General features: G+C 66.4%; 20 protein-coding genes. 13 read left to right on the top strand and 7 right to left on the bottom strand.

Annotated features, from left to right (window positions below):
* Positions 1-2 precede the first annotated feature (2 nt).
* A complete protein-coding gene (locus tag QW845_RS05425) occupies positions 3-1,184 on the bottom strand; it encodes a substrate-binding domain-containing protein (protein ID WP_315800605.1) in 1,182 nt (393 codons plus the stop codon).
* Between the two features lie 185 nt (positions 1,185-1,369).
* Here QW845_RS05425 and QW845_RS05430 point away from each other — a divergent pair, with 185 nt between their 5' ends.
* The 3 genes from QW845_RS05430 (at position 1,370) to QW845_RS05440 (ending at position 4,889) form a co-directional block, all read left to right on the top strand.
* Positions 1,370-1,813 carry a MarR family winged helix-turn-helix transcriptional regulator gene (locus QW845_RS05430; protein WP_315735215.1) on the top strand — a complete coding sequence of 148 codons (444 nt, stop codon included), beginning with the start codon at positions 1,370-1,372 and terminating at the stop codon, positions 1,811-1,813.
* 313 nt (positions 1,814-2,126) lie between these two features.
* Positions 2,127-4,034, top strand: a complete 1,908-nt coding sequence (locus QW845_RS05435; protein ID WP_315800606.1) for an acyl-CoA synthetase — start codon at positions 2,127-2,129, stop codon at positions 4,032-4,034.
* A gap of 126 nt (positions 4,035-4,160) precedes the next feature.
* A complete protein-coding gene (locus tag QW845_RS05440) occupies positions 4,161-4,889 on the top strand; it encodes a porin family protein (RefSeq protein WP_315800607.1) in 729 nt (242 codons plus the stop codon).
* Between the two features lie 57 nt (positions 4,890-4,946).
* Here QW845_RS05440 and QW845_RS05445 read toward each other — a convergent pair whose 3' ends face one another.
* Entirely contained in the window at positions 4,947-5,885 is a 939-nt protein-coding gene (locus tag QW845_RS05445) for a glycerophosphodiester phosphodiesterase (protein ID WP_315800608.1), read from the bottom strand.
* A gap of 275 nt (positions 5,886-6,160) precedes the next feature.
* Here QW845_RS05445 and QW845_RS05450 point away from each other — a divergent pair, with 275 nt between their 5' ends.
* Both QW845_RS05450 and QW845_RS05455 read left to right on the top strand, forming a co-directional pair.
* Complete coding sequence (locus QW845_RS05450; protein WP_315800609.1) at positions 6,161-7,459, top strand: flavin-dependent oxidoreductase; 1,299 nt, start codon at positions 6,161-6,163, stop codon at positions 7,457-7,459.
* Positions 7,460-7,531: 72 nt separating this feature from the next.
* Positions 7,532-8,653, top strand: coding sequence for a glycoside hydrolase family 3 N-terminal domain-containing protein (locus tag QW845_RS05455; protein WP_315800610.1), 1,122 nt, complete (start codon positions 7,532-7,534; stop codon positions 8,651-8,653).
* 277 nt (positions 8,654-8,930) lie between these two features.
* Here the strand turns inward: QW845_RS05455 and secA are convergent, their stop codons facing one another.
* Positions 8,931-11,783, bottom strand: a complete 2,853-nt coding sequence (gene secA, locus QW845_RS05460) for a preprotein translocase subunit SecA (protein ID WP_315800611.1) — start codon at positions 11,781-11,783, stop codon at positions 8,931-8,933.
* 392 nt (positions 11,784-12,175) lie between these two features.
* Between secA and QW845_RS05465 the strand changes: the two genes are divergently transcribed.
* Both QW845_RS05465 and argJ read left to right on the top strand, forming a co-directional pair.
* Positions 12,176-13,093: a peptidylprolyl isomerase gene (locus tag QW845_RS05465; protein WP_315800612.1), complete on the top strand. Its 918-nt coding sequence runs from the start codon at positions 12,176-12,178 to the stop codon at positions 13,091-13,093.
* Positions 13,094-13,373: 280 nt separating this feature from the next.
* The gene (argJ, locus tag QW845_RS05470; RefSeq protein ID WP_315800613.1) at positions 13,374-14,615 is read left to right on the top strand and encodes a bifunctional glutamate N-acetyltransferase/amino-acid acetyltransferase ArgJ; all 1,242 of its coding nucleotides are present in this window, start codon (positions 13,374-13,376) and stop codon (positions 14,613-14,615) included.
* A 63-nt stretch (positions 14,616-14,678) separates the two neighbouring features.
* On the opposite strand, the gene QW845_RS05475 is transcribed toward argJ, so the two are convergent.
* Positions 14,679-16,007, bottom strand: a complete 1,329-nt coding sequence (locus QW845_RS05475; protein WP_315800614.1) for a TadE/TadG family type IV pilus assembly protein — start codon at positions 16,005-16,007, stop codon at positions 14,679-14,681.
* A 180-nt stretch (positions 16,008-16,187) separates the two neighbouring features.
* Between QW845_RS05475 and QW845_RS05480 the strand changes: the two genes are divergently transcribed.
* Complete coding sequence (locus tag QW845_RS05480) at positions 16,188-16,598, top strand: (deoxy)nucleoside triphosphate pyrophosphohydrolase (protein WP_315800615.1); 411 nt, start codon at positions 16,188-16,190, stop codon at positions 16,596-16,598.
* 117 nt (positions 16,599-16,715) lie between these two features.
* Here QW845_RS05480 and QW845_RS05485 read toward each other — a convergent pair whose 3' ends face one another.
* The gene (locus QW845_RS05485) at positions 16,716-17,573 is read right to left on the bottom strand and encodes a methyltransferase domain-containing protein (protein WP_315800616.1); all 858 of its coding nucleotides are present in this window, start codon (positions 17,571-17,573) and stop codon (positions 16,716-16,718) included.
* Positions 17,574-17,651: 78 nt separating this feature from the next.
* On the opposite strand from QW845_RS05485, the gene QW845_RS05490 reads away from it, so the two are divergent.
* From QW845_RS05490 to QW845_RS05510, 5 genes are all read left to right on the top strand, one after another.
* On the top strand, positions 17,652-18,455 hold the full coding sequence (locus QW845_RS05490; protein ID WP_315800617.1) for a ComF family protein: 804 nt from the start codon (positions 17,652-17,654) through the stop codon (positions 18,453-18,455).
* A 29-nt stretch (positions 18,456-18,484) separates the two neighbouring features.
* Positions 18,485-18,760, top strand: coding sequence for a glutaredoxin 3 (grxC, locus tag QW845_RS05495; RefSeq protein WP_315800618.1), 276 nt, complete (start codon positions 18,485-18,487; stop codon positions 18,758-18,760).
* Entirely contained in the window at positions 18,757-19,635 is an 879-nt protein-coding gene (locus tag QW845_RS05500) for a carbon-nitrogen hydrolase family protein (RefSeq protein ID WP_315800619.1), read from the top strand. Before grxC ends, QW845_RS05500 begins: the two co-directional genes overlap by 4 nt.
* Positions 19,632-20,120, top strand: coding sequence for a DUF1178 family protein (locus QW845_RS05505; RefSeq protein ID WP_315800620.1), 489 nt, complete (start codon positions 19,632-19,634; stop codon positions 20,118-20,120). Before QW845_RS05500 ends, QW845_RS05505 begins: the two co-directional genes overlap by 4 nt.
* A gap of 187 nt (positions 20,121-20,307) precedes the next feature.
* The gene (locus QW845_RS05510) at positions 20,308-20,745 is read left to right on the top strand and encodes an EamA family transporter (protein ID WP_315800621.1); all 438 of its coding nucleotides are present in this window, start codon (positions 20,308-20,310) and stop codon (positions 20,743-20,745) included.
* On the opposite strand, the gene QW845_RS05515 is transcribed toward QW845_RS05510, so the two are convergent.
* The gene (locus QW845_RS05515) at positions 20,746-21,645 is read right to left on the bottom strand and encodes an EamA family transporter (RefSeq protein WP_315800622.1); all 900 of its coding nucleotides are present in this window, start codon (positions 21,643-21,645) and stop codon (positions 20,746-20,748) included.
* Positions 21,646-21,846: 201 nt separating this feature from the next.
* Complete coding sequence (locus tag QW845_RS05520) at positions 21,847-22,566, bottom strand: ribonuclease activity regulator RraA (RefSeq protein ID WP_315800623.1); 720 nt, start codon at positions 22,564-22,566, stop codon at positions 21,847-21,849.
* Between the last annotated feature and the right edge of the window lie 91 nt (positions 22,567-22,657).

Genomic DNA, 22,657 nt, shown 5'->3' on the forward strand with positions numbered 1-22,657 from the left:
TCTCAGAAAGTTCGGATGATCTTGAAATCGAGCCCGTCGGCCGCGGCGAGATGCATCGCCATGCCGGCGCGGCCCTGCCGGATCGTCACCTCGCCGCGCGCGCCGGAATAGACGATGTTGCGGCCGGCGGCAGCGAGCGGTCGCAGGGACAGCGAGCCGGCGCGCTCGGCGGCGGCCTTCAGGAAGCGCAGGCCCTCGTAGTTCGACTGGCCGACCGATCCGACCGGCGGCGCTTGGGCGCCAAACATGGCGGTGTAGCGGCTCATGAACGCGTCATTGGCCTTGGAGCCGATGCAGCTGAAATAGCCGGAAGAGGTATACAGATTCTCGGTGTTGTCGGCGCCGATGCCGAGCAGCACCGTTTCGTCCACCGCGCCGGCGAGACGCAGCGTGGTCGCGGCGAGGCCCGACTCGCCGAAGGCGCGATTGAAGGTGATGCTGTCGGTGCCGATCAGCGAGACCAGCACGACATCGGGCCGGGCGGCGCGGATGCGCGCCAGATGCGCCTGGTGATCATCCTCGCCCACCGGCACGAACTCCTCGCCGACCACCTGGCCGCCGGCCTCGGTGATGTAGGTCTTGGTCTGAAGATGCGACTGCCACGGCCAGACATAGTCGCTGCCGATCAGGTACCAGCGCCGGGCGCGCTTGTTCTCCGCCAGCCAGTGGATGGCAGGGCGCGTCTGGCTGTGCGGCGTCTCGCCGATCGCCATCACGCCGGGCGTGCGCTCGCCACCTTCATAGACCGGCGTATACACATAGGGGATGCGGCCGCGGGTGAGCCGGCGCAGCGCCAGCCTGACCGCGCTGATATGCGAGCCCGTCACGACGTCGATATCGTCGAATTCGAGGGCATCCCTGGCGCGCTCGACCACCTCGGCCACAGGGCCGCCGGAATCGTAGAACGACAATTCGATCTCGCGGCCGAGGATGCCGCCGCGGCGGTTGATCTCGGACACCGCCAGCAGCGCGCTGTTGGTCGCAGCCGGCCCCCAGATGCCGGGCGAGCCGGAGAAGGTGAGGAAGTTGCCGATGCGCAGCCGGCTCCGGGAGCCGCGCCGCTGGAGACGGTCGGGATCGAAGGGGGCGAGTGCAGGAAGGCCGGCCCGCCGGGGCGGGCTCCTGAACAGCAGGGATGGCGGCAGACCGAAACGCCCGGCCGTGACAGATCCTGTCGAGAGCACACCCACTCCTTGGCCGCAACCGTGTCTGGCCCATTGTGGGCCGGCGGTCATACGCCGTCAAAATCAGCACGCGTTCGGCAAATATCCTATTCGAAAATGTTGAATGTTCAAGAATTGGGATGCATATAGATCGGGCAGCAACTGCCGGACATTCATTCAAGCCGGGACCGCAAGCGAAGTTCATCGTGGCCAAACCGCCCCATCCCAACACCCCCCTCACCGAACATCTCGCCTATCTGCTCGCGCAGGCCAACCGGGAGATCAACCGGCAGCTGGAATCGCGCCTCAGCACGGAAGGCGTGCCCGTCGAGCAGTGGCGCATCCTCAAGGTGCTCTCGGACGGCGAGGGACACTCGATGGGCGACCTCGCCGACGCGGTGCTGCTGAACCACCCGACCCTGACCAAGATGATCGACCGCATGGTGTCCGACTCGCTGGTCTACCGTCGCCAGGACGCCCACGACCGCCGCAAGGTGCTGATGTTCATCAGCGACCATGGCAAGGCGCTGTGCAAGCGGCTGAACTCGCTGGCGGCCAGCCAGGAAGCGCACATCCTGGAGAACTATGGCGACAAGGCCACCGGCGAGCTGAAGCGGCTGCTCGAAAATTTGATCGACGCGGCGAGCTGAGGAGGCGCTGCTTGAACGATCGATTCGCGGTGCGCGTTAATGCGCCACCTCCCCTTGTGGGAGAGGGCGCTGTATCGCACAGCGCATGGCGGGGCTCGATCCGGGTGAGCGACAGCGCGCTTCTCCCCAACTAACGCTGCAGCGCAGCGTTGCTGCGACAATTCTCCCGGAGTCCCCAATCATACCGGGATAGACGCAAGACGAATCCTCGCTCATCCTGTCCTCTCGCGATCGCGACAAACGGGCCACAGAGCCCGCGCGCGATCACCGGCCGCATCGGCCGGACGAGGACACGACACCGGGAGGACAGGCCATGGGCATTCATCTGCTCGATCGCGCCATCGGCAGCGACTATCCGACATTCGCCAGCACCGCTGACATCCGCGCCTTCGAGCAGACGCCGTATGATGAACGCATCGCCGCGCGGAGCACCTATGAGGCGCTGAAATGCGGCGCGTCTGCCAATCCGGACGCGCCGGCGATCCAGTTTCTGCAGAATGCCGATCCCGCCGATACGCCGGTCGTGATCTCCTATCGCGACTTCGTCGCCAGGGTGACGCAGGCCGCGAACATGTTTCATGCGCTCGGCGTCGGCCCTGACGACGTCGTCAGCTTCATGCTGCCTCTGGTGCCGGACGCGTTCGTGACGCTGTTCGGCGCCGAGGCGGCCGGCATCGCCAACCCGGTCAATCCGCTGCTCGAGCCGCACCAGATCGCCGAGATTCTCGATGCCGCCAAGACCAAGGTGCTGGTGGCGCTCGGTCCCCTGCCCGGCACCGACATCTGGCAGAAGGTGGAGAAGGTGCGCGGCGGCCTCAAGCACCTCAAGGCGATCGTGCAGGTGCATGGCGGCGGCGGTGATCCTGCCAACGGCATTCATGCCTTCAACGATTTGATCGGGCCGCAGCCGAGCGATCATCTGGTCAGCGGCCGGCAGATCAAGGCGAGCGACACCGCCGCCTATTTCCACACCGGCGGCACCACCGGCACGCCGAAGCTGGTGCGCCACAGCCATGGCAATCAGGTCTATCAGGCCTGGGGCGTCAACCTGATCCTGAAGGCCAAGCCCGGCGGCACCCTGCTGTTCGGCATGCCGCTGTTTCATGTCGGGGGATCGCTGACCCAGGCGCTGCAGACGCTGTCGGCGGGCGGCTGCCTCGTCGTGCTCTCCGGCGCCGGCTGGCGCAATCCGAACGCGGTGCGCAACATCTGGGGCCTGGTCGAGCGCTTCAAGCCGGAGACCTTATCGAGCGTGCCGACCGTGCTGGCGGCGACGCTCGCGGTGCCGCAGGGCGATGCCGACATCTCCAGCCTGCGCTACGCCGCAGGCGGCGGCTCGGCGATTCCGGTCGCGGTCGGACAGGCGATCATGGACAAGCTCAAGCTGCCGGTGATCGAAGTCTACGGCATGACCGAGACCGCGAGCGTGCACACCATGGCCTATCCGGACCAGCCGATCCGGCTCGGCTCGGTCGGCCTGCCCCTGCCTTACGCCAAGGTGCGGATCGTCAAGCTCGACGCCGATGGCCGTTACGAGCGCGATTGCGCACCGGATGAGATCGGAGTCGTCATCATGGCCGGGCCCGGCGTGTTCTCCGGCTATCTCGACGACGTCCACAACAAGGGCGCCTTCGTCGACGGCCATTGGGTGAACTCCGGCGATCTCGGCCGGCTCGATGCCGACGGCTTCCTGTGGATCACCGGCCGCGCCAAGGATCTCGTGATCCGCGGCGGCCACAACATCGATCCGGCGCCGATCGAGGAGATCCTGTTCCAGCATCCTTCGGTCGGCTTCGCCGCGGTGGTCGGCCAGCCCGACGCTTACGCCGGCGAGCTGCCGATCGGCTATGTCCAGCTCAAGCCCGGTGCTGCCGTGCAGCCGGGCGAGCTGGAGGACTGGGTGCGCGCGCGCACGCCGGAGCGCGCCGCCGTGCCGGTGCAGATCATCCCGATCGATCCGATGCCGGTGACCGGCGTCGGCAAGGTGTTCAAGCCGCAGCTGCGCTGGGATGCCGCGGCGCGCGTGTTCACCAAGGTGCTGTCGCAACTGACCGACCGCGGCATCGATTGCAGCGTCAAGGTCGGCGCCCATGGCAGCCACGGCAGCCTCGCCACGGTGACCTTGCGCAACGTGCCGGCGGAGAGCCGGGAGGCGATCGAGAACGAGGTGCACACGCTGCTGGCGCCGTTCGTGATCCGGCACGAGGTGGTGATGGGGTGAGCACCGGCAGAGCAAGAGCCCCAAGTGGGGGCCCGCTCGGTAATTTTGCGGAATGTTGCGGTCGAACTACATGCAGTTCGACCGCTGCATGTTACCACCTCGGCGGGAAGCTGAGGAATTCTGGGAATGCTGAGAGTTCTGCTGGGTACGGCGGCGATTGCCTTCACCGCCTCGACTGTGTTCGCCGCCGATCTGCCCCTCAAGGCCAGCCCCCCGGCAGCTCCCATCAAGTTCACCTGGACCGGCTGTTTCGCCGGTGGCCATCTCGGCGGACTGGTCAGCGACGATCGGACGACGAATGATCTCGGCGTCTCAAGGGACTACGATGCCGCAGGCTTTGTCGGTGGCGGCCAGATCGGCTGCGACTACCAGTTTGCGCCCAACTGGGCGATCGGCGCCGAAGCCCGCGCTTCCTGGAGCACGCTGCGAACAAGTCATCCCGGCTCAGTGCGGAACCGCATCACCGGAGCGGTCCGCCCCTCGCAATTCATCACAACGAACGATGTCCTGGCTTCAGCAACGGTTCGGCTCGGCTACATCTATGGCGAGCGTTGGCTGGTCTATGCCCGCGGCGGTGCTGCATGGACCCGCGAGCGCAATGAGGACCCGTTCATCCTGCCGGCGGGAGATGCGGTCGATCCGAGCACGACGTCGACGCGGCCCGGCTGGACCGTCGGAGGCGGTGTCGAGTGGGCCTTTGCGCCGCATTGGTCGGCGAATGTCGAATACAACTACTATGACTTCGGCACCCGCGGCATCACGATGACCAACACGGCCCCGGTCGTCAACATCACCGGCTTCGAGGTCAGCGACCGCATGCACGCCGCAACGCTCGGCGTGAACTATCGATTCTGAGACCGCGGGCTCGCACGCACGGGATTTGTCAAGGCGGACGGCTGCCGCCGTCCGTTTCTACTTTGGCTCGCCGGGCGATGCCGCGGGCCATAAGACGCCCTTCTCGACCGCCACCTTGCGCAACAGATCCGGACGATCGGAGATGATGCCGTCGGCTCCGATATCGATCAGCCGCGCCATGTCCTCGGGCTTGTTGACCGTCCACACGACGGCTCGCAAGCCGAGCGCATGCGCCTCACTGATCAGCTCGGGCGTGACATCGGCGAAATAGGGCGACCACACCTTGCCGCCGGCCGCGCGGATTGTGCGCGGCAGCGAGCCGCCGTGATCGGCGGGGTTGAAGCCGGCAGTCCAATGCGTGGCCTGTGCGAGAGAGACGTTCGGCGACCTGCCGCGCTGGATCGTCAGATACACCGTCGGAATCTCAGGCGCACGCTGCTGCACCAGCTGCAGGGTGCGCCAGTCGAACGACTGGACCATGACGCGGTCGGTGAACGCCTCCGCCTTCAGCAGATCGAGCAGCAGCGTGACGAAGCGTTCCGGATCGGGCGCCTCCTCGGGATGATGGGGATCGAGCTTGGTCTCGATGTTGAGGCGCACATGCGTGTTGCCCGCGCTGCGCACCAGATCGATGAGCTGTTTCAGGGTCGGAATGCACGGCGGAGGAACATCACCCGACAAGGCCCGCTGCTCCGGAAACTGCCTGGCGTAGTCGCTGCCTGGACGGATCTGGCCGAGGTCGTAGGACTGCACCTCCGAGAGCGGCAGCTCGATCAGCAGCGGCCCGGGCTGAGCGACGTAGTTGCCGGCGGCATCGCGGGCGAGATCCGGATTGATGCGCCGCTCATGCGAGACCACGAGCACGCCATCGCGAGTGGCACCGATATCGAGCTCGAGCGTGTCGACACCCATTGCCAGCGCAGCGGCAAAGGCCTGCAGCGTGTTCTCCGGAAACAGACCGCGGCCGCCGCGATGAGCCTCGATGTCGAAGGCCATGGCTAGGCTCCCAGCAAAAGAGAGAAGCAGGGACAGAGACAATACGAGACATCGGCGCCACATGGCGCCAGCCTATCATACCTGCACGGAGAGCCCATTCCCCTTGTCTCCGCGCGCCTTCTGAACTAGGCCTTTTCCCATCAGACCGGCAGACGATGCCTGTCGTGGATCGAGGGGAGGCGATTCCCGCGCGCGCTGCAGCGCCCGCGCCCCCATGCCCTTTGACCCTCCTTGCGAGCCTTGTTTTCCGAGTTCACGCGCGACGGACCATGCCCATGACCGACCTCCCTGTCATCATCGCCGGCGGCGGCATCGGCGGCCTGGCGACGGCGCTGACCCTGCAGCAGATCGGCGTGCCCTGCATCGTCCATGAAAGCGTGCGCGAGATGCGGCCGCTCGGGGTCGGCATCAATTTGCAGCCCAATGCCGTGCGCGAGCTCTATGATCTCGGCATCGGCGCAGATGATCTCGACCAGGTCGGGGTCCCAGCGAAGGAATGGGCGCTGGTCGGGCTGAACGGCAACGACATCTATTCCGAGCCGCGCGGCCTGCTCGCCGGCTACAACTGGCCGCAATATGCCGTGCATCGCGGCAAGCTGCACATGCTGCTGTACAGCCGGCTGGTGGAGCGTGCCGGGCGCGACGCCGTGCGGCTCGGCAGCCGCGTCACTGGATATGACAAGAATGCCGATGGGTCGGTGATGGCCCGCGTCGAGCATGCCGACGGCTCGCGCTCCGAGCAGCGCGGGCGGCTCCTGATCGGCGCCGACGGCATCCACTCGGCGATCCGGGCGCAGATGCATCCCACGCAGCCGCCGATCCATTGGGGCGGCGCCGTGATGTGGCGCGGCGTCACCTGGGCGAAGCCGATGCGCACCGGCTCGTCCTTCGTCGGGCTGGGCACCCACCGCCATCGCGTCGTGGTCTATCCGATCTCGCATCCCGATCCGAAGACCGGACTGGCGCTGATCAACTGGATCGCGGAAGTGACGATGGACAACACCGAGGGCTGGAAGCAGACCGGCTGGTTCCGCCAGGTTCCGGTGAGCGAGTTTGCTCACCACTTCGCCGGCTGGACCTATGATTGGCTCGACGTGCCCGCGCTGATCGCCGGCGCCGACGGCGCCTACGAGAACCCGATGATCGACCGCGATCCGGTGCCGACCTGGGTCGACGGGCCGGTGGCGCTGATGGGCGACGCCGCGCATGCGATGTACCCGACTGGCTCCAATGGCGCGAGCCAGGCGATCGTCGACGCCCGCGTGCTCGGCACCTGCCTGCTCGCGCACGGCGTGACGCCCGCCGCGCTCGCGGCCTATGACGAGAAACTGTGCGCCCCGATCTCGCAGGTCATCCTGCGCAACCGCGGCGCCGGACCGTTCGGCCTGCTCAATCTGGTGGACGAGCGTTGTGGCGGGACGTTCACCGATATCGATGACGTGATCCCGCCGGCCGAACGCGACGCGTTCATGGCCGGCTACAAGAAGGCGGCCGGCTTTGCGATCGAGCAGCTGAACGCGGCGCCGCGGACGATTGCGGAAGGGGCAAGGGTCGGCGGTCTGGCGACGATCTGAGTCCTGCGGTCAGCGACGTGATCTGAACCGGTGAACCTGAGTCGCCGAAACAGCCGCCAAGCGGGGATCGCCATGCTCCGACGATTTGGCCGACGGTCCCTGGCGGCCGCATTCCTGACGCTGTCGGGTCAGACCGGCCTTGCTGCCGACTGCAGCAAGAGACCGGCAACCGCGCAACTGGTCGGCCCGATGATCATGGCCGGTTTCTTCGGGACCAAGACATCGGATCCGGGATTTCAGCAAGTCCTGTCCGATCTCGAGGAGGGGTTGATCGGCGGCGTCGTCATCCTCGGCCGCAACGTCGGAACATCGGACGATCTCACCGCGATGATCGACCGGATCCGATCATGCAAATGCGCGTCTCCTCCGTTCATCGCCATCGACGATGAAGGCGGTACGGTCGAGCGGCTCGGATCGAATGTCGGCCTTGCGGAAACACCGTCGGCCGCAGAGGTCGCTCGCGGCTCCATCACGGCGGCGCGAAGCGCTTACACCGCGCTCGCCGAGAAGCTCGCGACGCTGCACATCAACATAAATCTCGCGCCGGTGGTGGACCTCAACACCAACCCGTCGAACCCGGTCATCGGGCAGCGGCAACGCAGCTATGGCGCCGACTCCGACGCCGTCGTGCGCTATGCGGCGGCGTTCATCCAGGCGCACCGGAAGAAGGGCATCCTGACGGTGCTCAAGCATTTTCCCGGGCATGGATCATCGACCGCCGACAGCCATGCCGGCATTGCCGACGTCACAACCACCTGGTCACCGGCAGAGTTGAAGCCGTACCGGCGGCTGATGAGGCGAGGGCTCGCCGGGGCGATCATGGTCGGACATCTGGCCAATTCCCGGCGATGGGGCGGCGTTGCCACCCAGAGCGACGGACATGCGATCGATCGCCTGCTGCGCCGCGACCTCGGCTACGACGGCGTGGTGATGACGGACGATCTCGCCATGAAAGCCATCCTCGATGCCAAGCCGCCGGCCGCCGCCGCCATCGACGCGGTCAAGGCGGGCGCGGATATCATCATGTTCACCAAATTGAGCGACGCGGATCAGACCTCCGACGTCGGCCGCGAGATCAATCGCGCGCTGACCGCCGCCGTCTGCTCCGGCGAGCTCAAGGCCGGCAACCTGCAACGCTCCGCCGCGCGCATCCGAAAGTGGACGTCGGGCTGGACGCAGCACGGCCGCTCGTAAGCACAGCATCACGCGCGCGTCGCCGTGCGCTGATCTCAGCCCCATGCTGCCAGCAGGTGTGAGGCGGCATGCTGGAGCGAGCAGTGTGCGCAAGCACGCCGGCCTGCGGTTATGGATCCCGGCGTTCGCCGGGATGACGGCGGTGGGTTCGGCACACAGCTCGATCAACAGCGTCATTGCGAGCGCTGCGAGGCAATCCAGAGTCGCGGGCGGGACTCTGGATTGCTTCGCTTCGCTCGCAACGACGATGGAGAGACTGCCGCGCGCAGACCCGCGCCTACGCGTACTTTCCGTGGCAGTGCTTGTACTTCTTGCCCGAGCCGCACGGGCAATCCTCGTTGCGGCCGATCTTGCCCCAGGTGGCGGGGTCGTTCGGGTTGCGCGCTTCGGCCGGGACCGGGGCTGCACCTGACGACGGCACGAGCGACACGTTGGCGAAGGCCATTTCGTCCTCGCCGGTGTTGGGATCCGCGTGGTGCGCCTGCATCGGCGGCAGCACCTGCTGCTGCTCCTCCGGCGGCACGATCTCGACCCGCATCAGCTGCGCGGTGACGGCCTCGCGCAGATGCGCGATCATGGCCTCGAACAGCGTGAAGGCTTCCGACTTGTACTCCTGCAACGGATCGCGCTGGCCGTAGCCGCGCAAGCCGATGACCTGGCGCAGATGATCGAGCATCACCAGGTGCTCGCGCCAGAGATGGTCCAGCGTCTGCAAGAGGATCGTCTTCTCGACGTAGCGCATCACGTCGGGGCCCCATTGCGCAACCTTGGCGGCCATGCGCTCATCGGCGTGGGTCTCGATGCGCTTGAGCAGCTCCTCGTCGGCGATGCCCTCTTCCTTGGCCCAGTCCTCGACCGGCAGGTCGAGATCGAGCACGCGCTTCAGCTCCTCCTTCAGCCCGGTCACGTCCCACTGCTCGGCATAGGCGTGCTCCGGCACGTGCTTGGCGACGAGGTCGTCGATGAAGGCGTGGCGCATGTCGGTGATGGTCTCGACCACGCTCTCGTCCTGCATCAGCTCGACGCGCTGGTCGAAGATCACCTTGCGCTGGTCGTTCTGGACGTTGTCGAACTTCAGGAGGTTCTTGCGGATGTCGAAGTTGCGCGCCTCGACCTTCTGCTGCGCCTTCTCCAGCGCCTTGTTGATCCAGGGATGGATGATGGCCTCGCCTTCCTTCAGGCCGAGCCGGGTCAGCATGCTGTCGAGCCGGTCGGACCCGAAGATCCGCATCAAATCGTCTTCCAGCGACAGGAAGAACTTGGAGCGGCCGGGGTCGCCCTGACGGCCGGAGCGGCCGCGCAACTGGTTGTCGATGCGGCGGGATTCGTGCCGCTCGGAACCGATGATGTAGAGGCCGCCCGGCTTGGTCACGGTCTTGGCAGGCTTCGAGCCCTTGGCCGGCTCGATCTCGACCGTCTCCTCGGCCTTCAGCACGATCTCGCGGAAACGGGCGATGTCGGCCTTGATCTGCTCGATCTTGGCGGCCTTCTCGGCCTCATCAGTAATGCCACCGGTCTCCTGCTGGATGCGCATCTCCAAGGAGCCACCGAGCTTGATGTCGGTGCCGCGGCCGGCCATGTTGGTCGCGATCGTGATCGCGCCGGGCACGCCGGCTTCCGCCACGATGTAGGCTTCCTGCTCGTGGAAGCGCGCGTTCAGCACTGCGAACAGCTTGGCCGGCTTGCCGGCGCGGGCCGCAGCATAGAGCTTGTCGAGCGCGCGCTCGCTGCCGAAATCGATCTGCTTGTAGCCGTGCTGCTTGAGATAGGCGGCCAGCACCTCGGACTTCTCGATCGAGGCGGTGCCGACCAGCACCGGCTGCAGGCGCGAATTCGCTCGCTCGATCTCGGCGAGGATCGCGGCGTATTTCTCCTGCTGGGTGCGATAGACCTCGTCATCCTCGTCGAGACGCGCGACCGGCAGGTTGGTCGGGATCTCCAGCACCTCGAGCTTGTAGATGTCGAACAGCTCGTCGGCCTCGGTGGCGGCCGTGCCGGTCATGCCGGCGAGCTTGGCGTACATGCGGAAGTAGTTCTGGAAGGTGATCGAGGCCAGCGTCTGGTTCTCGGGCTGAACCGGCTGATGCTCCTTGGCTTCGAGCGCCTGGTGCAGGCCTTCCGAATAGCGCCGGCCCGGCATCATGCGGCCGGTGAATTCGTCGATGATCACGACCTCGCCGTCGCGGACGATGTAGTCCTTGTCGCGGGTGAACAGCGTGTGTGCGCGCAGCGCCTGGTTGATGTGATGGACGACGGAGACGTTCTCGACGTCGTAGAGCGAGTCGCCCTTGAGCTGGCCGGCGTCACGCAGCAGGGTCTCGATCTTCTCCATGCCGGCTTCGGTGAGCGTCACCGTGCGCTGCTTCTCGTCGACCTCGTAGTCGGTCTTGTCGAGCTTCGGCACGAAGGTGTCGATGGTGTTGTAGAACTCCGAGCGATCGTCGAGCGGGCCGGAGATGATCAGCGGCGTGCGCGCCTCGTCGATCAGGATCGAGTCCACCTCGTCGACGATCGCGAAATAGTGCCCGCGCTGGACCATGTCCTCCAGCCGGTACTTCATGTTGTCGCGCAGATAGTCGAAGCCGTATTCGTTGTTGGTGCCGTAGGTGATGTCGCAGGCATAGGCCGCCTTGCGCTCGGCATCGTCGAGGCCGTGCACGATCACGCCGGTGGTCAGGCCGAGGAAGCCGTAGATCTGGCTCATCCAGCCGGCGTCGCGGCGGGCGAGGTAGTCGTTCACCGTCACGACGTGGACGCCCTTGCCGGCGAGCGCGTTGAGGTAGACCGCGAGGGTCGCCACCAGGGTCTTGCCTTCGCCGGTCTTCATCTCGGCGATGTCGCCCTCGTGCAGCACCATGCCGCCGATCAGCTGGACGTCGAAATGGCGCTGGCCGAGGGTGCGCTTGGAGGCCTCGCGGACGGTGGCGAAGGCCGGGACCAGGAGGTCGTCGAGCGTCTTGCCGTCGGCGAGCTGCGTCTTGAACTCCTCGGTGCGCGCCTTGAGCTGCTCGTCGGTCAGCTTGGCGAGCTCCGGCTCCAGCGCGTTGATGGCGTTGACACGGGACTGGTAGCCCTTGACGCGACGGTCGTTGGCGGAGCCGAATAGCTTACGGGCGAGCGCGCCGATCATTGCTGAAATCCTGCCTCTATGGGGTCTGCGTAGCAGCCGTAACTCGTGGTTTGGGTTTGCTGTTCCCGACGTGATGCACCGCAGCACCCGCGCCAGCCTCGACCTTCGGCGCCGGGCGGCGTCCGCCAGATGAGTGGGAGACAGGCAAACCAGGGTTCAACGGCCAAAAACGCAGCAAAATAAGCGCTATCGCCCTTGAAGCGACCGGGGAGAGATATGGCTGGGGGGGAACGTTGTCAACGGCGCCCGACGGCGGGCCGTCGCCGCCAACATGTCGCCGATTTCACGAAATTGACAGACTTTTCGCGTTGCCAAGGCCCGGCGATTGGGCGAGTGTCCCGGCCGCCCTGAGGCCTCCCCCTCGAGCCCCCTCTTCTCAACAAGGATTTTCCATGACCACGTCGTTCCCGGTTACGAAAACCGGCCTGCGCCTCGGCCTTGCCACCGCTCTCGCCGGAAGTCTCGCGTTGTCCCTGCTTGCCGCGCCCGCACGCGCCGCCGACGATGCCAACCCGGTGCTGGCCAAGGTGAACGGCGCCGAGATCCGCAAGAGCGACGTGACGCTCGCCGAGGAGGAGCTCGGACAGAGCCTCGCGCAGATGGATCCGGCGACCAAGGACGAGAACGTGCTGTCGTTCCTGATCGACATGAAGCTGGTCGCCAAGGCGGCCGAGGACAAGAAGGTCGCCGACACCGAGGAGTTCAAGAAGCGCCTCGCCTTCACCCGCAACCGGCTGCTGATGGACAGCCTGCTCGCCACCGAGGGCAAGGCCGCGACCACGCCGGACGCGATGAAGAAGGTCTATGAGGAAGCCGCCAAGCAGATCGGCGGCGAACAGGAGGTCCACGCCCGCCACATTCTGGTGGAGACCGAGGACGAGGCCAAGGCCGTCAAGGCCGAGCTCGCCAAGGGTGCCGATTTCGCCGAGCTCGCCAAGAAGAAGTCCAAGGATCCCGGCGCCTCGGACGGCGGCGACCTCGGCTTCTTCACCAAGGAGCAGATGGTGCCGGAATTCGCCAACGTCGCCTTCTCGCTGGAGCCGGGCAAGATCTCCGATCCGGTGAAGACCCAGTTCGGCTGGCACGTCATCAAGGTCGAGGAAAAGCGCAGCCGCAAGCCGCCGGAGTTCGACCAGGTCAAGGGCCAGATCGAGACCTACGTCACCCGCAAGGCGCAGGCCGACTACGTCGGCAAGCTGCGCGAGGCCGCCAAGATCGAGCGCCTGGACAAGCCGGCCGCGACCGACACGGCCAAGCCGGCGGATGCCAAGCCCGCCGATGCGAAGCCGGCCGAGCCGGCGAAGAAGTAAGCGGCATCGCCACTTGGCTTGAGACGCGACGGCGCCATCTCAAAAGAGAGCCGTCACCGTCGCGTCACAAAAGGTGTCGTCCCGGCGAACGCCGGGACCCCTACCGCGTGATCTGTGGAACAGGCACGTGGCCAGTACCGAGCCTTACAACAACGCCCTGTGGTTATGGATCCCCGCGTTCGCGGGGATGACAGCGGAGTATTGGGAGCGCATCTACTCCCACAACGCCGACTGAGATGATACAGAGCGCTTCCCGCTCATCCTGCCGGAAGCCTCTCCGATGTCCTCAGCCGTCTCCCCGCTCGCCCCGACCGAAATCCCCGACATGCCCGCCGTCGCGGGCGTCAAGCTCGCGACTGCGGCGGCCGGCATCCGCTACAAGAACCGTACCGACGTGCTGCTGGCGCTGGTCGATCCCGGCACCACGGTGGCCGGCGTGTTCACGCTGTCGAAATGCCCGTCGGCGCCGGTCGAATGGTGCCGGGCCAAGCTGAAGGGCGGCAAGGCGCGCGCGCTGGTGGTGAACTCCGGCAACGCCAACGCCTTCACCGGCAAGACCGGCAAGCAGTCGACGGCGCTGACGGCGGCCATCGCCGCCAAGGCGGTCGGCTGCAAGCAGGACGAGATCTTCCTGGCCTCGACCGGCGTGATCGGCGAGCCGCTGGATGCGACCAAATTCGACGGCGTGCTCGAAGGGTTGGCCGGCACCGCGGCGCCTGAGGACTGGATGGGCGCGGCGCGCGCCATCATGACCACCGACACCTTCCCGAAGGTGGCGACCGCCACCGTGAAGCTCGGCAAGGCCAGGGTGACGATCAACGGCATGGCCAAGGGCGCCGGCATGATCGCGCCAGACATGGCGACAATGCTGTCGTTCATCTTCACTGATGCGCCGATCACGGCCCCCGCACTGCAGGCGCTGCTCAAGGCCGGCGTCGAGGACACCTTCAACGCGGTGACGATCGACGGCGATACCTCGACCTCCGACACCCTGCTCGCCTTCGCCACCGGCGCCGCCGCGGCGAAGGGCGCGCCGAAGATCAGCCGCGCCAGCGATCCGCGCGCCAAAGCATTCGTCAAGGCGTTCAACGCCGTGCTGGCCGACCTCGCCGAGCAGGTCGCGCGCGACGGCGAGGGCGCCCGCAAGCTGGTCGAGATCATCGTCGAGGGCGCCAAGAGCAAGCCGTCGGCGCGCAAGATCGCCATGTCGATCGCCAACTCGCCGCTGGTGAAGACCGCGATCGCCGGCGAGGACGCCAACTGGGGCCGCGTGGTGATGGCGGTCGGCAAGGCCGGCGAGCCGGCCGATCGCGACAAGCTCTCGATCTCGTTCAACGGCATCCGCGTCGCCTCCAAGGGCGCGCGCGATCCGTCCTATGACGAGGCGGAAGTCTCCGAGGCGATGAAGGCGCAGAAGGTGCAGATCAAGGTCGCGCTCGGCCTCGGCAAGGGCCGCGACCGCGTGCTGACCTGCGATCTCACCAAGGAGTATGTCGCGATCAACGGCGACTACCGGTCCTGATTCCGCAACCGACCGCGGCAAGGAAGCGCGCAAATGCCGGCGCGCTTCCGGGGGGCGTTTTGATCAGCTCGCGATCCGTGCGTCGGCGACCGCCTTCTGGAACAGGGCCTTCATCGCCTCGGCGATGCCCTGGGTCGGCGAGACCTCGAAGTAGAAGCCGTCTGAGGCGCAGGCCTGCATCTTCTGCGCGATCTCGCTGTTCGGCGACGGACCGAACGGTCCTTTGTTGAAAGGATCGATCCAGCTCATGTACCAGCTGTTGGTCGGCAGCTGCAGATAGGTGGTATAGAGCACGGCGATCTTGATGCCGCGGTTCTTGAGCGTGGTGCAGAGCGCCGGATTGATCGGCGACTGGCAGCGATTGCCGCTGGCCTTGGGCTTCAGGCAGGACGCGTTGCTCTCGTCCGCGACCCCGTCGGAGACGAAGAACAGGTATTTCAGCGGCGAGCCGGTGGTGCCGTCGCCGGGCGTCGCGATCTCGTTGTTGATGGCCGGGAATACCGAGGTGAACGGCGTATCCTTGTCGGCGGTGTAGGCGTCATTGTTGCCGTAGACGCCCATCAGGTCGATGTTGCCGGCGGCGCTCTTGGCGCTGGACAGGCTCGACGACAGCGAAAACAGCGCCCGCAATCCGATCGTCTTCGACGCCGCGCCGAAATCATAGATCGCCATGCGGAACTGGTTCGTATAGGTCTGCGTCTGCTGCGCCGTGTCCATCAGCTGCTGGGTGGCGTTGCGCAGCACGTCGATCCGGGTGGTGACGTTGAGCGTCTTGGCGAGGTTGTAGTAGTTGTTGGCGTCGTTGTAGTCGTGGCAGGCGAAGGCGCATTTGTCGGAGGTCGCATTGACCATCTTGGTCACGTCCGCCGGCGTCGCCGCCACGCCCATCGACGGCGAATTGTCGAGCAGCAGGTAGAAATCGATGTATCGCGGCATCGAAGCCTTGGCCGTCGACGAGCCCTGCAGGGCCAGGGTCTTGAACCCGACGATGTTCATGAACATCATCGGCACGGTGGCCGAGAACGACACGGTGGCGGTCAGCACCGAGCCGGCCTTCTTCACCTCCGGCGTCAGGCTGGTCAGCGTATAGCCCGACGTGCCGGACATGTTGCCGTTGAAGATCTTTGCCGCGTCGTCGTTGCCGGCGGCAATCACGCCGTCCGAGGTCATCGTGCCCGCGGCGATGAAGGCCGGCGCGGTGCGGGACACTGCGCCGACCGAGGCAGCGTCGACCGCCGCCTGCAGCTTGGCGCGCATCTGGTTGGCGCGGCTGTAGTCGACGCCGCAGCCGACCGCGGTGATCAGCGGAACGCAGACGATCGCGAACGTCACTGCGACGTTGCCGCTGACGTCGCGGCGCAGGCGGCCGAGCAGGCTAGATAGAATTCGCATGAATGATGCCTAACAAACCATGAGGAGGCCACGGCGTTCACCCGTGAAAATACGCGGCCGGCCATTAAGGTTGGCTTATTTCAACCGTGGAAACGGGGCGCGAAACGGCCTAGGTTAAAATTCCCTCAACAGCGTGCCTGGTTCTCGGACCGGCGCATCCCTCTCGCAACCGATCGGATCATGCCCGACCTGAAACTCACGCTCGTCGTCGCCTGCGCGCTCGTCGACGCCGATAATCGTGTGCTGCTGGCGCAGCGGCCGCCCGGCAAGACGCTCGCGGGACTCTGGGAGTTTCCCGGCGGCAAGCTCGAGCCGGGTGAGCGCCCCGAAGCGAGCCTGATCCGCGAACTCGACGAGGAGCTCGGCATCACCGTGCGCGAGGCCTGCCTCGCACCGCTGACCTTTGCCAGCCACGCCTATGAGACGTTCCATCTGCTGATGCCGCTCTACATCTGCCGGCGCTGGGAAGGCCTGGTGACCGCGCGCGAGGGCCAGCAACTGGCCTGGGTGCGGCCGAACAAGCTGCGCGACTATCCGATGCCGCCCGCGGACATTCCGCTGCTGCCGCATCTGATTGATTTATTGATGTAGCTGGGACGGCGCCCAACCTCACTCGTCATGCGCGGACTTGATCCGCGCATCCATCCTCTTCCGAAGACTCTCGAAGAGGATGGATCGCCGGGTCAAGCCCGGCGATGACGAGTCTGCTTACTCGCGATCACCGGCTCCCTGGCTCCGCTTCACCGCGGCCTCCAGGCTCGCTGTCGCCGAGCCCGGCTTCAGCGGCTTCTGCTGGCTTTCGTGCGGCGCCCAGCCGGAGATCCAGATGATGTCGAAAGTGGCGCGGATGCGGCCGTCGGGATCGGCGAAGCGCTCGGCATAGATTTCGGCCATTCGCAGCAAGGTCGCACGACGCAGCGGCGTGCGGCGGCGCTCGACCAGACTGTTGGTCGCGCCCATGCGGCGGAGATCCTGCATCAGGCCGAACGCACTGGCATAGCGCACCACGACCCGGTCGACGTCGGTGACCGGCAGCGCGAAGCCGGCACGCTGCAACAGCCCGCCGACATCGCGCAGATCGGCGAACGGGACGACACGCGGCGACACACCGCCCTCGCATTCGGCCTCGGCGGCCGCGAAGGATTGCCGGAGCTCGGCCAGCGTATCGCCGCCGATCATCGCCGCAAGCAGCAGACCATCTGGGCGCAAGGCCCGGCGAACCTGCACCAGCAGGCCGGGCAGGTCATTGACGAATTGGAACGCCAGCGCCGACAGCGCCAGATCGAGCGATTGCGGCGCCAGCGGCAGCGTCTCATCCGCCGTGGCGGGCGCCGCCAGATGGGCCAGTTGCGCAACACCGCCTGTGAGATGTGGCGCCAAACCGGCGCCGGGCGTCCAGATATCGGCGGCCGCATCGAACGACCGGTTCACCGCGGCGAGGCGGTCCGCGATGTCCTCGGCGACGCGCTCCAGCAGGAACGTCTCGGGCGCGCCCGCAGCCCGCCGCTGCCGCTGCGCAAGCAGGGGACGGTCGAACAGAATGGGAGCTGTCGCGGGCTGGGTCATCGGGGCTGGTTACGCCGATCCTGGTGGCCGGGCAATGCGCCGCTTGAGCGGCGCGGGTTGCGACGCTAGCCTCAACACATGGGCGTGACGTTTGCTCCAATCAGCGTCGGACGACTTCGTGCAGCCGTAGGCGCGCTGCACGGCGGTCTCGCGCATGTCGCGAAGCTCGCACTCGACGTCGCGCTCCCCACACTGTGCATCGCCTGCCGCGCGCCGGTCGACGGCGAGGGCGTGTGCGCCGCCTGCTGGGGCAAATTATCGTTCATCGAGCGGCCGTATTGCCCGAAGCTCGGCATCCCCTTCGTCTACGATCCCGGCCCCGAGCTGCTGTCGATGGAAGCGATCGCGGCGCCGCCGGCTTACGCCCGCGCCCGCGCGGCGGTGCGCTATGACGAGGTCGCACGCACCCTGGTGCATCAGCTGAAATATCAGGATCGCACCGATCTGGCGCCGATCATGGGACGCTGGATGGCCCGCGCCGGCCGTGAGCTGCTGGCCGAAGCCGACCTCGTGGTCCCCGTGCCCCTGCATTGGCGGCGCGGCTTTTCCCGCCGCTATAACCAGTCCGGCGCCCTTGCCCGGGTGGTCGCCCGCTGTAGCCGCGTCCGAATGAGCGGCGATACGCTGCGCCGTGTCCGCGCCACCGAGCAGCAGGTCGGCTTGTCGCGCGCCCAGCGCGCCAGCAATGTGCAGGGCGCATTCCAGGTATCTTCAGACCGCCTGCATGACGTGCAGGGGCGCCGCATCGTGATCGTCGACGACGTGCTGACCACCGGCGCGACGGTGGATGCCTGCGCCCGCGCTCTGCTGCGCGCCAAGGCGGCCGAGGTCAGCGTGCTGGTCTTCGCCCGGGTTGTCGATGCCCCCCGCGCCCCCATATAATCTGTCGTTCCGAAACAGCTGAGCGCGACATGACCGCTGCGATCGAAATCTATACCCGTCCGGGGTGCGGCTACTGCACGGCCGCCAAATCGCTCCTGACCCGCAAGAACGTTGCCTTTACCGAACACGACGCGGGCAAGGATCCGACGGTTCGGCAGAAGATGTATGATCGTGTCGGCCCGGGCTCGACCTTTCCGCAGATCTTCATCGGCCACACCCATGTCGGCGGCTGCGACGATCTCTATGCGCTCGATCGCGAGGGCAGGCTCGACGCGATGCTGGCGGGAGACAAGGCGACATCATGAGCAACGACCGCAGCTTTACCGCCGCCATGGTGCAGATGCGCACCTCGCTCCTACCCGAGCCGAGCCTCGAGCAGGGCACCAGGCTGATCCGGGAAGCGGTCGCGCAGGGCGCGGAGTACGTCCAGACGCCGGAAGTGAGCAACATGATGCAGCTCAACCGGACGGCGCTGTTCGAGCAGCTCAAGAGCGAGGCGGACGATCCCTCGCTGAAGGCCTATCAGGCACTCGCGAAGGAGCTGGGCATCCATCTGCACATCGGATCGCTGGCGCTGCGCTTCTCGGCAGACAAGGCCGTGAACCGCTCGTTCCTGATCGGGCCCGACGGCAACGTGCTGGCGAGCTACGACAAGATCCACATGTTCGACATCGACCTGCCCGGCGGCGAGAGCTATCGCGAATCCGCCAATTATCAGCCGGGCGAGACGGCCGTGATCTCGGATCTGCCCTGGGGCCGTCTGGGGCTCACGATCTGCTACGACGTGCGCTTCCCGGCGCTGTATCGTGCGCTGGCCGAGAGCGGCGCCTCGTTCATCAGCGTGCCCTCCGCCTTCACCCGCAAGACCGGCGAGGCGCACTGGCACACGCTGCTGCGCGCCCGCGCCATCGAGACCGGCTGCTTCGTATTTGCCGCCGCCCAGTGCGGCCTGCACGAGAACAAGCGCGAGACCTTCGGACACTCGCTGATCATCGATCCCTGGGGCGAGATTCTCGCCGAGGGTGGCGTCGAGCCCGGCGTCATCATGGCGCGGATCGATCCCGCGCGGGTCGAGAGCGTGCGCCAGACCATTCCTTCGCTGCAGCACGGCCGCCGCTTCGGCATCGCCGACCCCAACGCGGGCCCGGACTATCTGCACCTGGTGCGGGGCTCGGCATGATCCGCTATGCGCTGCGCTGCGAGCGTGACCACACGTTCGAAAGCTGGTTCCAGAGCTCCTCGGCCTACGATTCGCAGGTGAAACGCAAGCTGGTGGAATGCCCGGCCTGCGGCTCGACCAAGGTCGAGAAGGCCATCATGGCGCCGCGCATCGTCAGCAAGAAGGGCCGCGACGCGGCGCCCGTGCCTGCCGCGCCTGCTCCGGTACCGACGCCCGCTCAGGAGGTCATTCCGCCCGGATCGACGTCGCTGATGATGGCGCAGGAGCGCGAGCTGCGCGCCAAGCTCAAGGAGCTGCGCGACCACATCGTCAAGAACGCCGACGACGTCGGCGAGCGTTTCCCGACGGAAGCGCGCAAGATGCATTATGGCGAGACCGAGCACCGGCCGATCTATGGCGAGGCTTCGCTCGACGAGGCCCGCGAGCTGATCGAGGAAGGCATCGAGGTCGCGCCGATCCCGGTGCTGCCGGACGACCGGAATTGACAGGCTCGGCGCGTTCTTCGGCGAGAGCCTGCCAGTGATGCGCGCACGATCTCGGCAACCTCTCCGTCATTGCGAACGCAGCGAAGCAATCCAGAGTCCCACCTACAGCCCTGGATTGCTTCGCTGCGCTCGCAATGACGGTTGAAATGTCTCGACATGCACTGCGACCCTTCCTCCGAGAGATGACATGTCTCCCCTCTCCGCCTCCTGGCAGCTCTGGGCTCTGCTTTCCGCGCTGTTCGCGGCGCTGACCGCGATCTTCGCCAAGGTTGGCGTCGAGGGTCTCAACTCCGATCTCGCCACGCTGATCCGCACCGCGATCGTGCTGGTGACGCTGGCGCTGATCCTGTTCGCGACCGGCCAGCTGACGAGCCCCGGCCCGATCTCGATGAAGAGCTGGCTCTTCCTGACGCTGTCGGCGCTCGGCACCGGCGCCTCGTGGCTGTGCTATTTCCGCGCCCTGAAGCTCGGGCCGGCGACGCTGGTCGCGCCGATCGACAAGCTCAGCGTCGTGCTGGTCGCCTTGTTCGGGGCCGTGTTTCTCGGCGAGCGACCGAGTCCCCAGGGCTGGATCGGCATCGCGCTGATCGCGGCCGGTGCCGTGCTGATCGCGCTCAAGGGTTGACTACACCGCGATCAGCAGCGCCACCCCGGCGACGATCAGCGCGATGCCGCCGATCTCGCGCAGCGAAACCGGCTGCTTGAACGAGTAGTACGACACGCCTTGCGCGAACAGCACCTCGATCAGCGCCAGCGTGCGGACATTGGCGGCCGCGGTCAGCGCAAACGCCAGGAACCAGAATTGCGACGCGAAGGCGCCGACGAAGCCGGCCATCATCGACGGCCGCCACAGCGACAGGATCCCGCGCAGGATGCCGGGGGCGCGCGCCAGCAGATAGACGGTGAGGAGCGCCGTCTGCACGAACAGGCCCCAGACCAGCGTGTAGGACGCCGCCGTGACGAAGGAGACGCCGTCGACGGTGATGATGGCACCGCGGAAGCCGACGGCCGACAAGGCGAACGCGGCGGCTGCGACCAGTCCGGTCACCGTCGGCTTCAACTCTGCGAAGCCCTTCTCGCCACCGGGACGCAGCGCGGTGATAACGACGCCGATGGTGGCGATCAGGATGGCGACCAGCTTCGGCAGCGAGAGCGGATCACCGAGGAAGATGAAGCCGAAGATCGCGGTCTGGATCGCCTCGGTCTTCAGATAGGCGGTGGTGACGACGAACGAGCGATCGGTCATCGCCAGCAGCATCAGCCCGGTGGCGATGATCTGGCTGAGCGCGCCGAGCAGCAGCCACGGCCAGAACACAGCAGGCGGCCATGGCAGATGGTCGCCGGTGGCCAGCAGCACCACGGTCAGGAACACCAGCGAGAACGGAAAGCCGAACAGGAAGCGGATATTGGTCGCACCCCAGGTACCGAGCTTCGCCGTCAGCGACCGCTGCATCGCGTTGCGCGCGACCTGGCCGGCGGCGGCGACCAGGGTGAAGGGAATCCAGAGGGAGGCGATGGAGAGCATGGGGCACGGAGCGGCTATGAGGGCCGGCCACCGTGACCAGCGCGGAGCGCCCGGTCAACAGCGCACGTGGCGATTCAGCCGCATGTCAGGCTTGCAGCTCTCGCTGGATGGGCGGGCATTTTCGGCGCTTTGTGGTACGCTCGCGCCACAACAACGGTGTCGTCCCTGCGTTCGCAGGGACGACACTGGAATTTGGAGCGGCTACCTGTTGTTCTTCGCGCGCCATGCCGCGAAGTCGGCGGGCGTCTGCGGGTCGGTTGCCGGATAGAGGCCGAGGATCGAGCGGCCCTTGGCAACTTCCTCGGCAACGAAATCCTCGAACGCGGTCATCTCGAACGTCTCGTCCGCGATCTCGTCGGCGAGATGGGCTGGGATGACGATGACGCCGTCGGAATCGCCGAGGATGACGTCGCCGGGAAACACCGGGGCGTCGCCGCAGGCGATCGGGCCATTGATCTCGATGGCATGATGCAAGGTGAGATTGGTCGGCGCGCTCGGGCGCTGGTGGAAGGCGGGGATGCCGAGTCTCGCGATGTCGGCGGCATCACGGAAGCCGCCGTCGGTGACGACGCCGGCGACGCCGCGCTGCTGCAGCCGGCTGACCAGGATCGCGCCGGCCGAAGCAGCGCGCGCGTCCTTGCGGCTGTCCATCACCAGCACGGCGCCGGGCGGACAATCCTCGACGGCCTTGCGCTGCGGATGGCCGCGGTCGCGAAACACCTCGATCGTGTTGAGATCCTCGCGCGCCGGGATGTAGCGCAGCGTGAAGGCCTCGCCGACCATGGTCGGCTGCGCCGAGCTGAGCGGATGGATGTTCTGGATGCACTGGATGCGCAGGCCGCGCTTGAACAGCGCGGTGGCGACGGTCGCGGTCGAGACGGTCTTGAGCTTGTTGCGGGTGGCGGTGCTGAGTCTGGTCATGTCTTGGTCTTGCTCGCTGCGCTCCCTCCCCCTTACGGGGAGGGGTTGGGGGTGGGGGTCCACATCAATGGTGTCGCTTGGGGCTACCCCC

This window comes from Bradyrhizobium sp. SZCCHNS3002, from assembly GCF_032377435.1.
GTDB lineage: Bacteria > Pseudomonadota > Alphaproteobacteria > Rhizobiales > Xanthobacteraceae > Bradyrhizobium.

Excerpts from the sequence above, each read along its gene's own strand:
- QW845_RS05480 (WP_315800615.1), top strand. The coding sequence starts at position 16,188 with ATGCCCGACCTGAAACTCACGCTCGTCGTCGCCTGCGCGCTCGTCGAC.
- QW845_RS05490 (WP_315800617.1), top strand. The coding sequence starts at position 17,652 with ATGGGCGTGACGTTTGCTCCAATCAGCGTCGGACGACTTCGTGCAGCC.
- QW845_RS05485 (WP_315800616.1), bottom strand. The coding sequence starts at position 17,573 with ATGACCCAGCCCGCGACAGCTCCCATTCTGTTCGACCGTCCCCTGCTT.
- QW845_RS05500 (WP_315800619.1), top strand. The coding sequence starts at position 18,757 with ATGAGCAACGACCGCAGCTTTACCGCCGCCATGGTGCAGATGCGCACC.
- QW845_RS05515 (WP_315800622.1), bottom strand. The coding sequence starts at position 21,645 with ATGCTCTCCATCGCCTCCCTCTGGATTCCCTTCACCCTGGTCGCCGCC.
- grxC (WP_315800618.1), top strand. The coding sequence starts at position 18,485 with ATGACCGCTGCGATCGAAATCTATACCCGTCCGGGGTGCGGCTACTGC.
- QW845_RS05435 (WP_315800606.1), top strand. The coding sequence starts at position 2,127 with ATGGGCATTCATCTGCTCGATCGCGCCATCGGCAGCGACTATCCGACA.
- argJ (WP_315800613.1), top strand. The coding sequence starts at position 13,374 with ATGTCCTCAGCCGTCTCCCCGCTCGCCCCGACCGAAATCCCCGACATG.
- secA (WP_315800611.1), bottom strand. The coding sequence starts at position 11,783 with ATGATCGGCGCGCTCGCCCGTAAGCTATTCGGCTCCGCCAACGACCGT.
- QW845_RS05445 (WP_315800608.1), bottom strand. The coding sequence starts at position 5,885 with ATGGCCTTCGACATCGAGGCTCATCGCGGCGGCCGCGGTCTGTTTCCG.
- QW845_RS05465 (WP_315800612.1), top strand. The coding sequence starts at position 12,176 with ATGACCACGTCGTTCCCGGTTACGAAAACCGGCCTGCGCCTCGGCCTT.
- QW845_RS05440 (WP_315800607.1), top strand. The coding sequence starts at position 4,161 with ATGCTGAGAGTTCTGCTGGGTACGGCGGCGATTGCCTTCACCGCCTCG.
- QW845_RS05450 (WP_315800609.1), top strand. The coding sequence starts at position 6,161 with ATGACCGACCTCCCTGTCATCATCGCCGGCGGCGGCATCGGCGGCCTG.
- QW845_RS05455 (WP_315800610.1), top strand. The coding sequence starts at position 7,532 with ATGCTCCGACGATTTGGCCGACGGTCCCTGGCGGCCGCATTCCTGACG.
- QW845_RS05520 (WP_315800623.1), bottom strand. The coding sequence starts at position 22,566 with ATGACCAGACTCAGCACCGCCACCCGCAACAAGCTCAAGACCGTCTCG.
- QW845_RS05475 (WP_315800614.1), bottom strand. The coding sequence starts at position 16,007 with ATGCGAATTCTATCTAGCCTGCTCGGCCGCCTGCGCCGCGACGTCAGC.
- QW845_RS05505 (WP_315800620.1), top strand. The coding sequence starts at position 19,632 with ATGATCCGCTATGCGCTGCGCTGCGAGCGTGACCACACGTTCGAAAGC.
- QW845_RS05510 (WP_315800621.1), top strand. The coding sequence starts at position 20,308 with ATGTCTCCCCTCTCCGCCTCCTGGCAGCTCTGGGCTCTGCTTTCCGCG.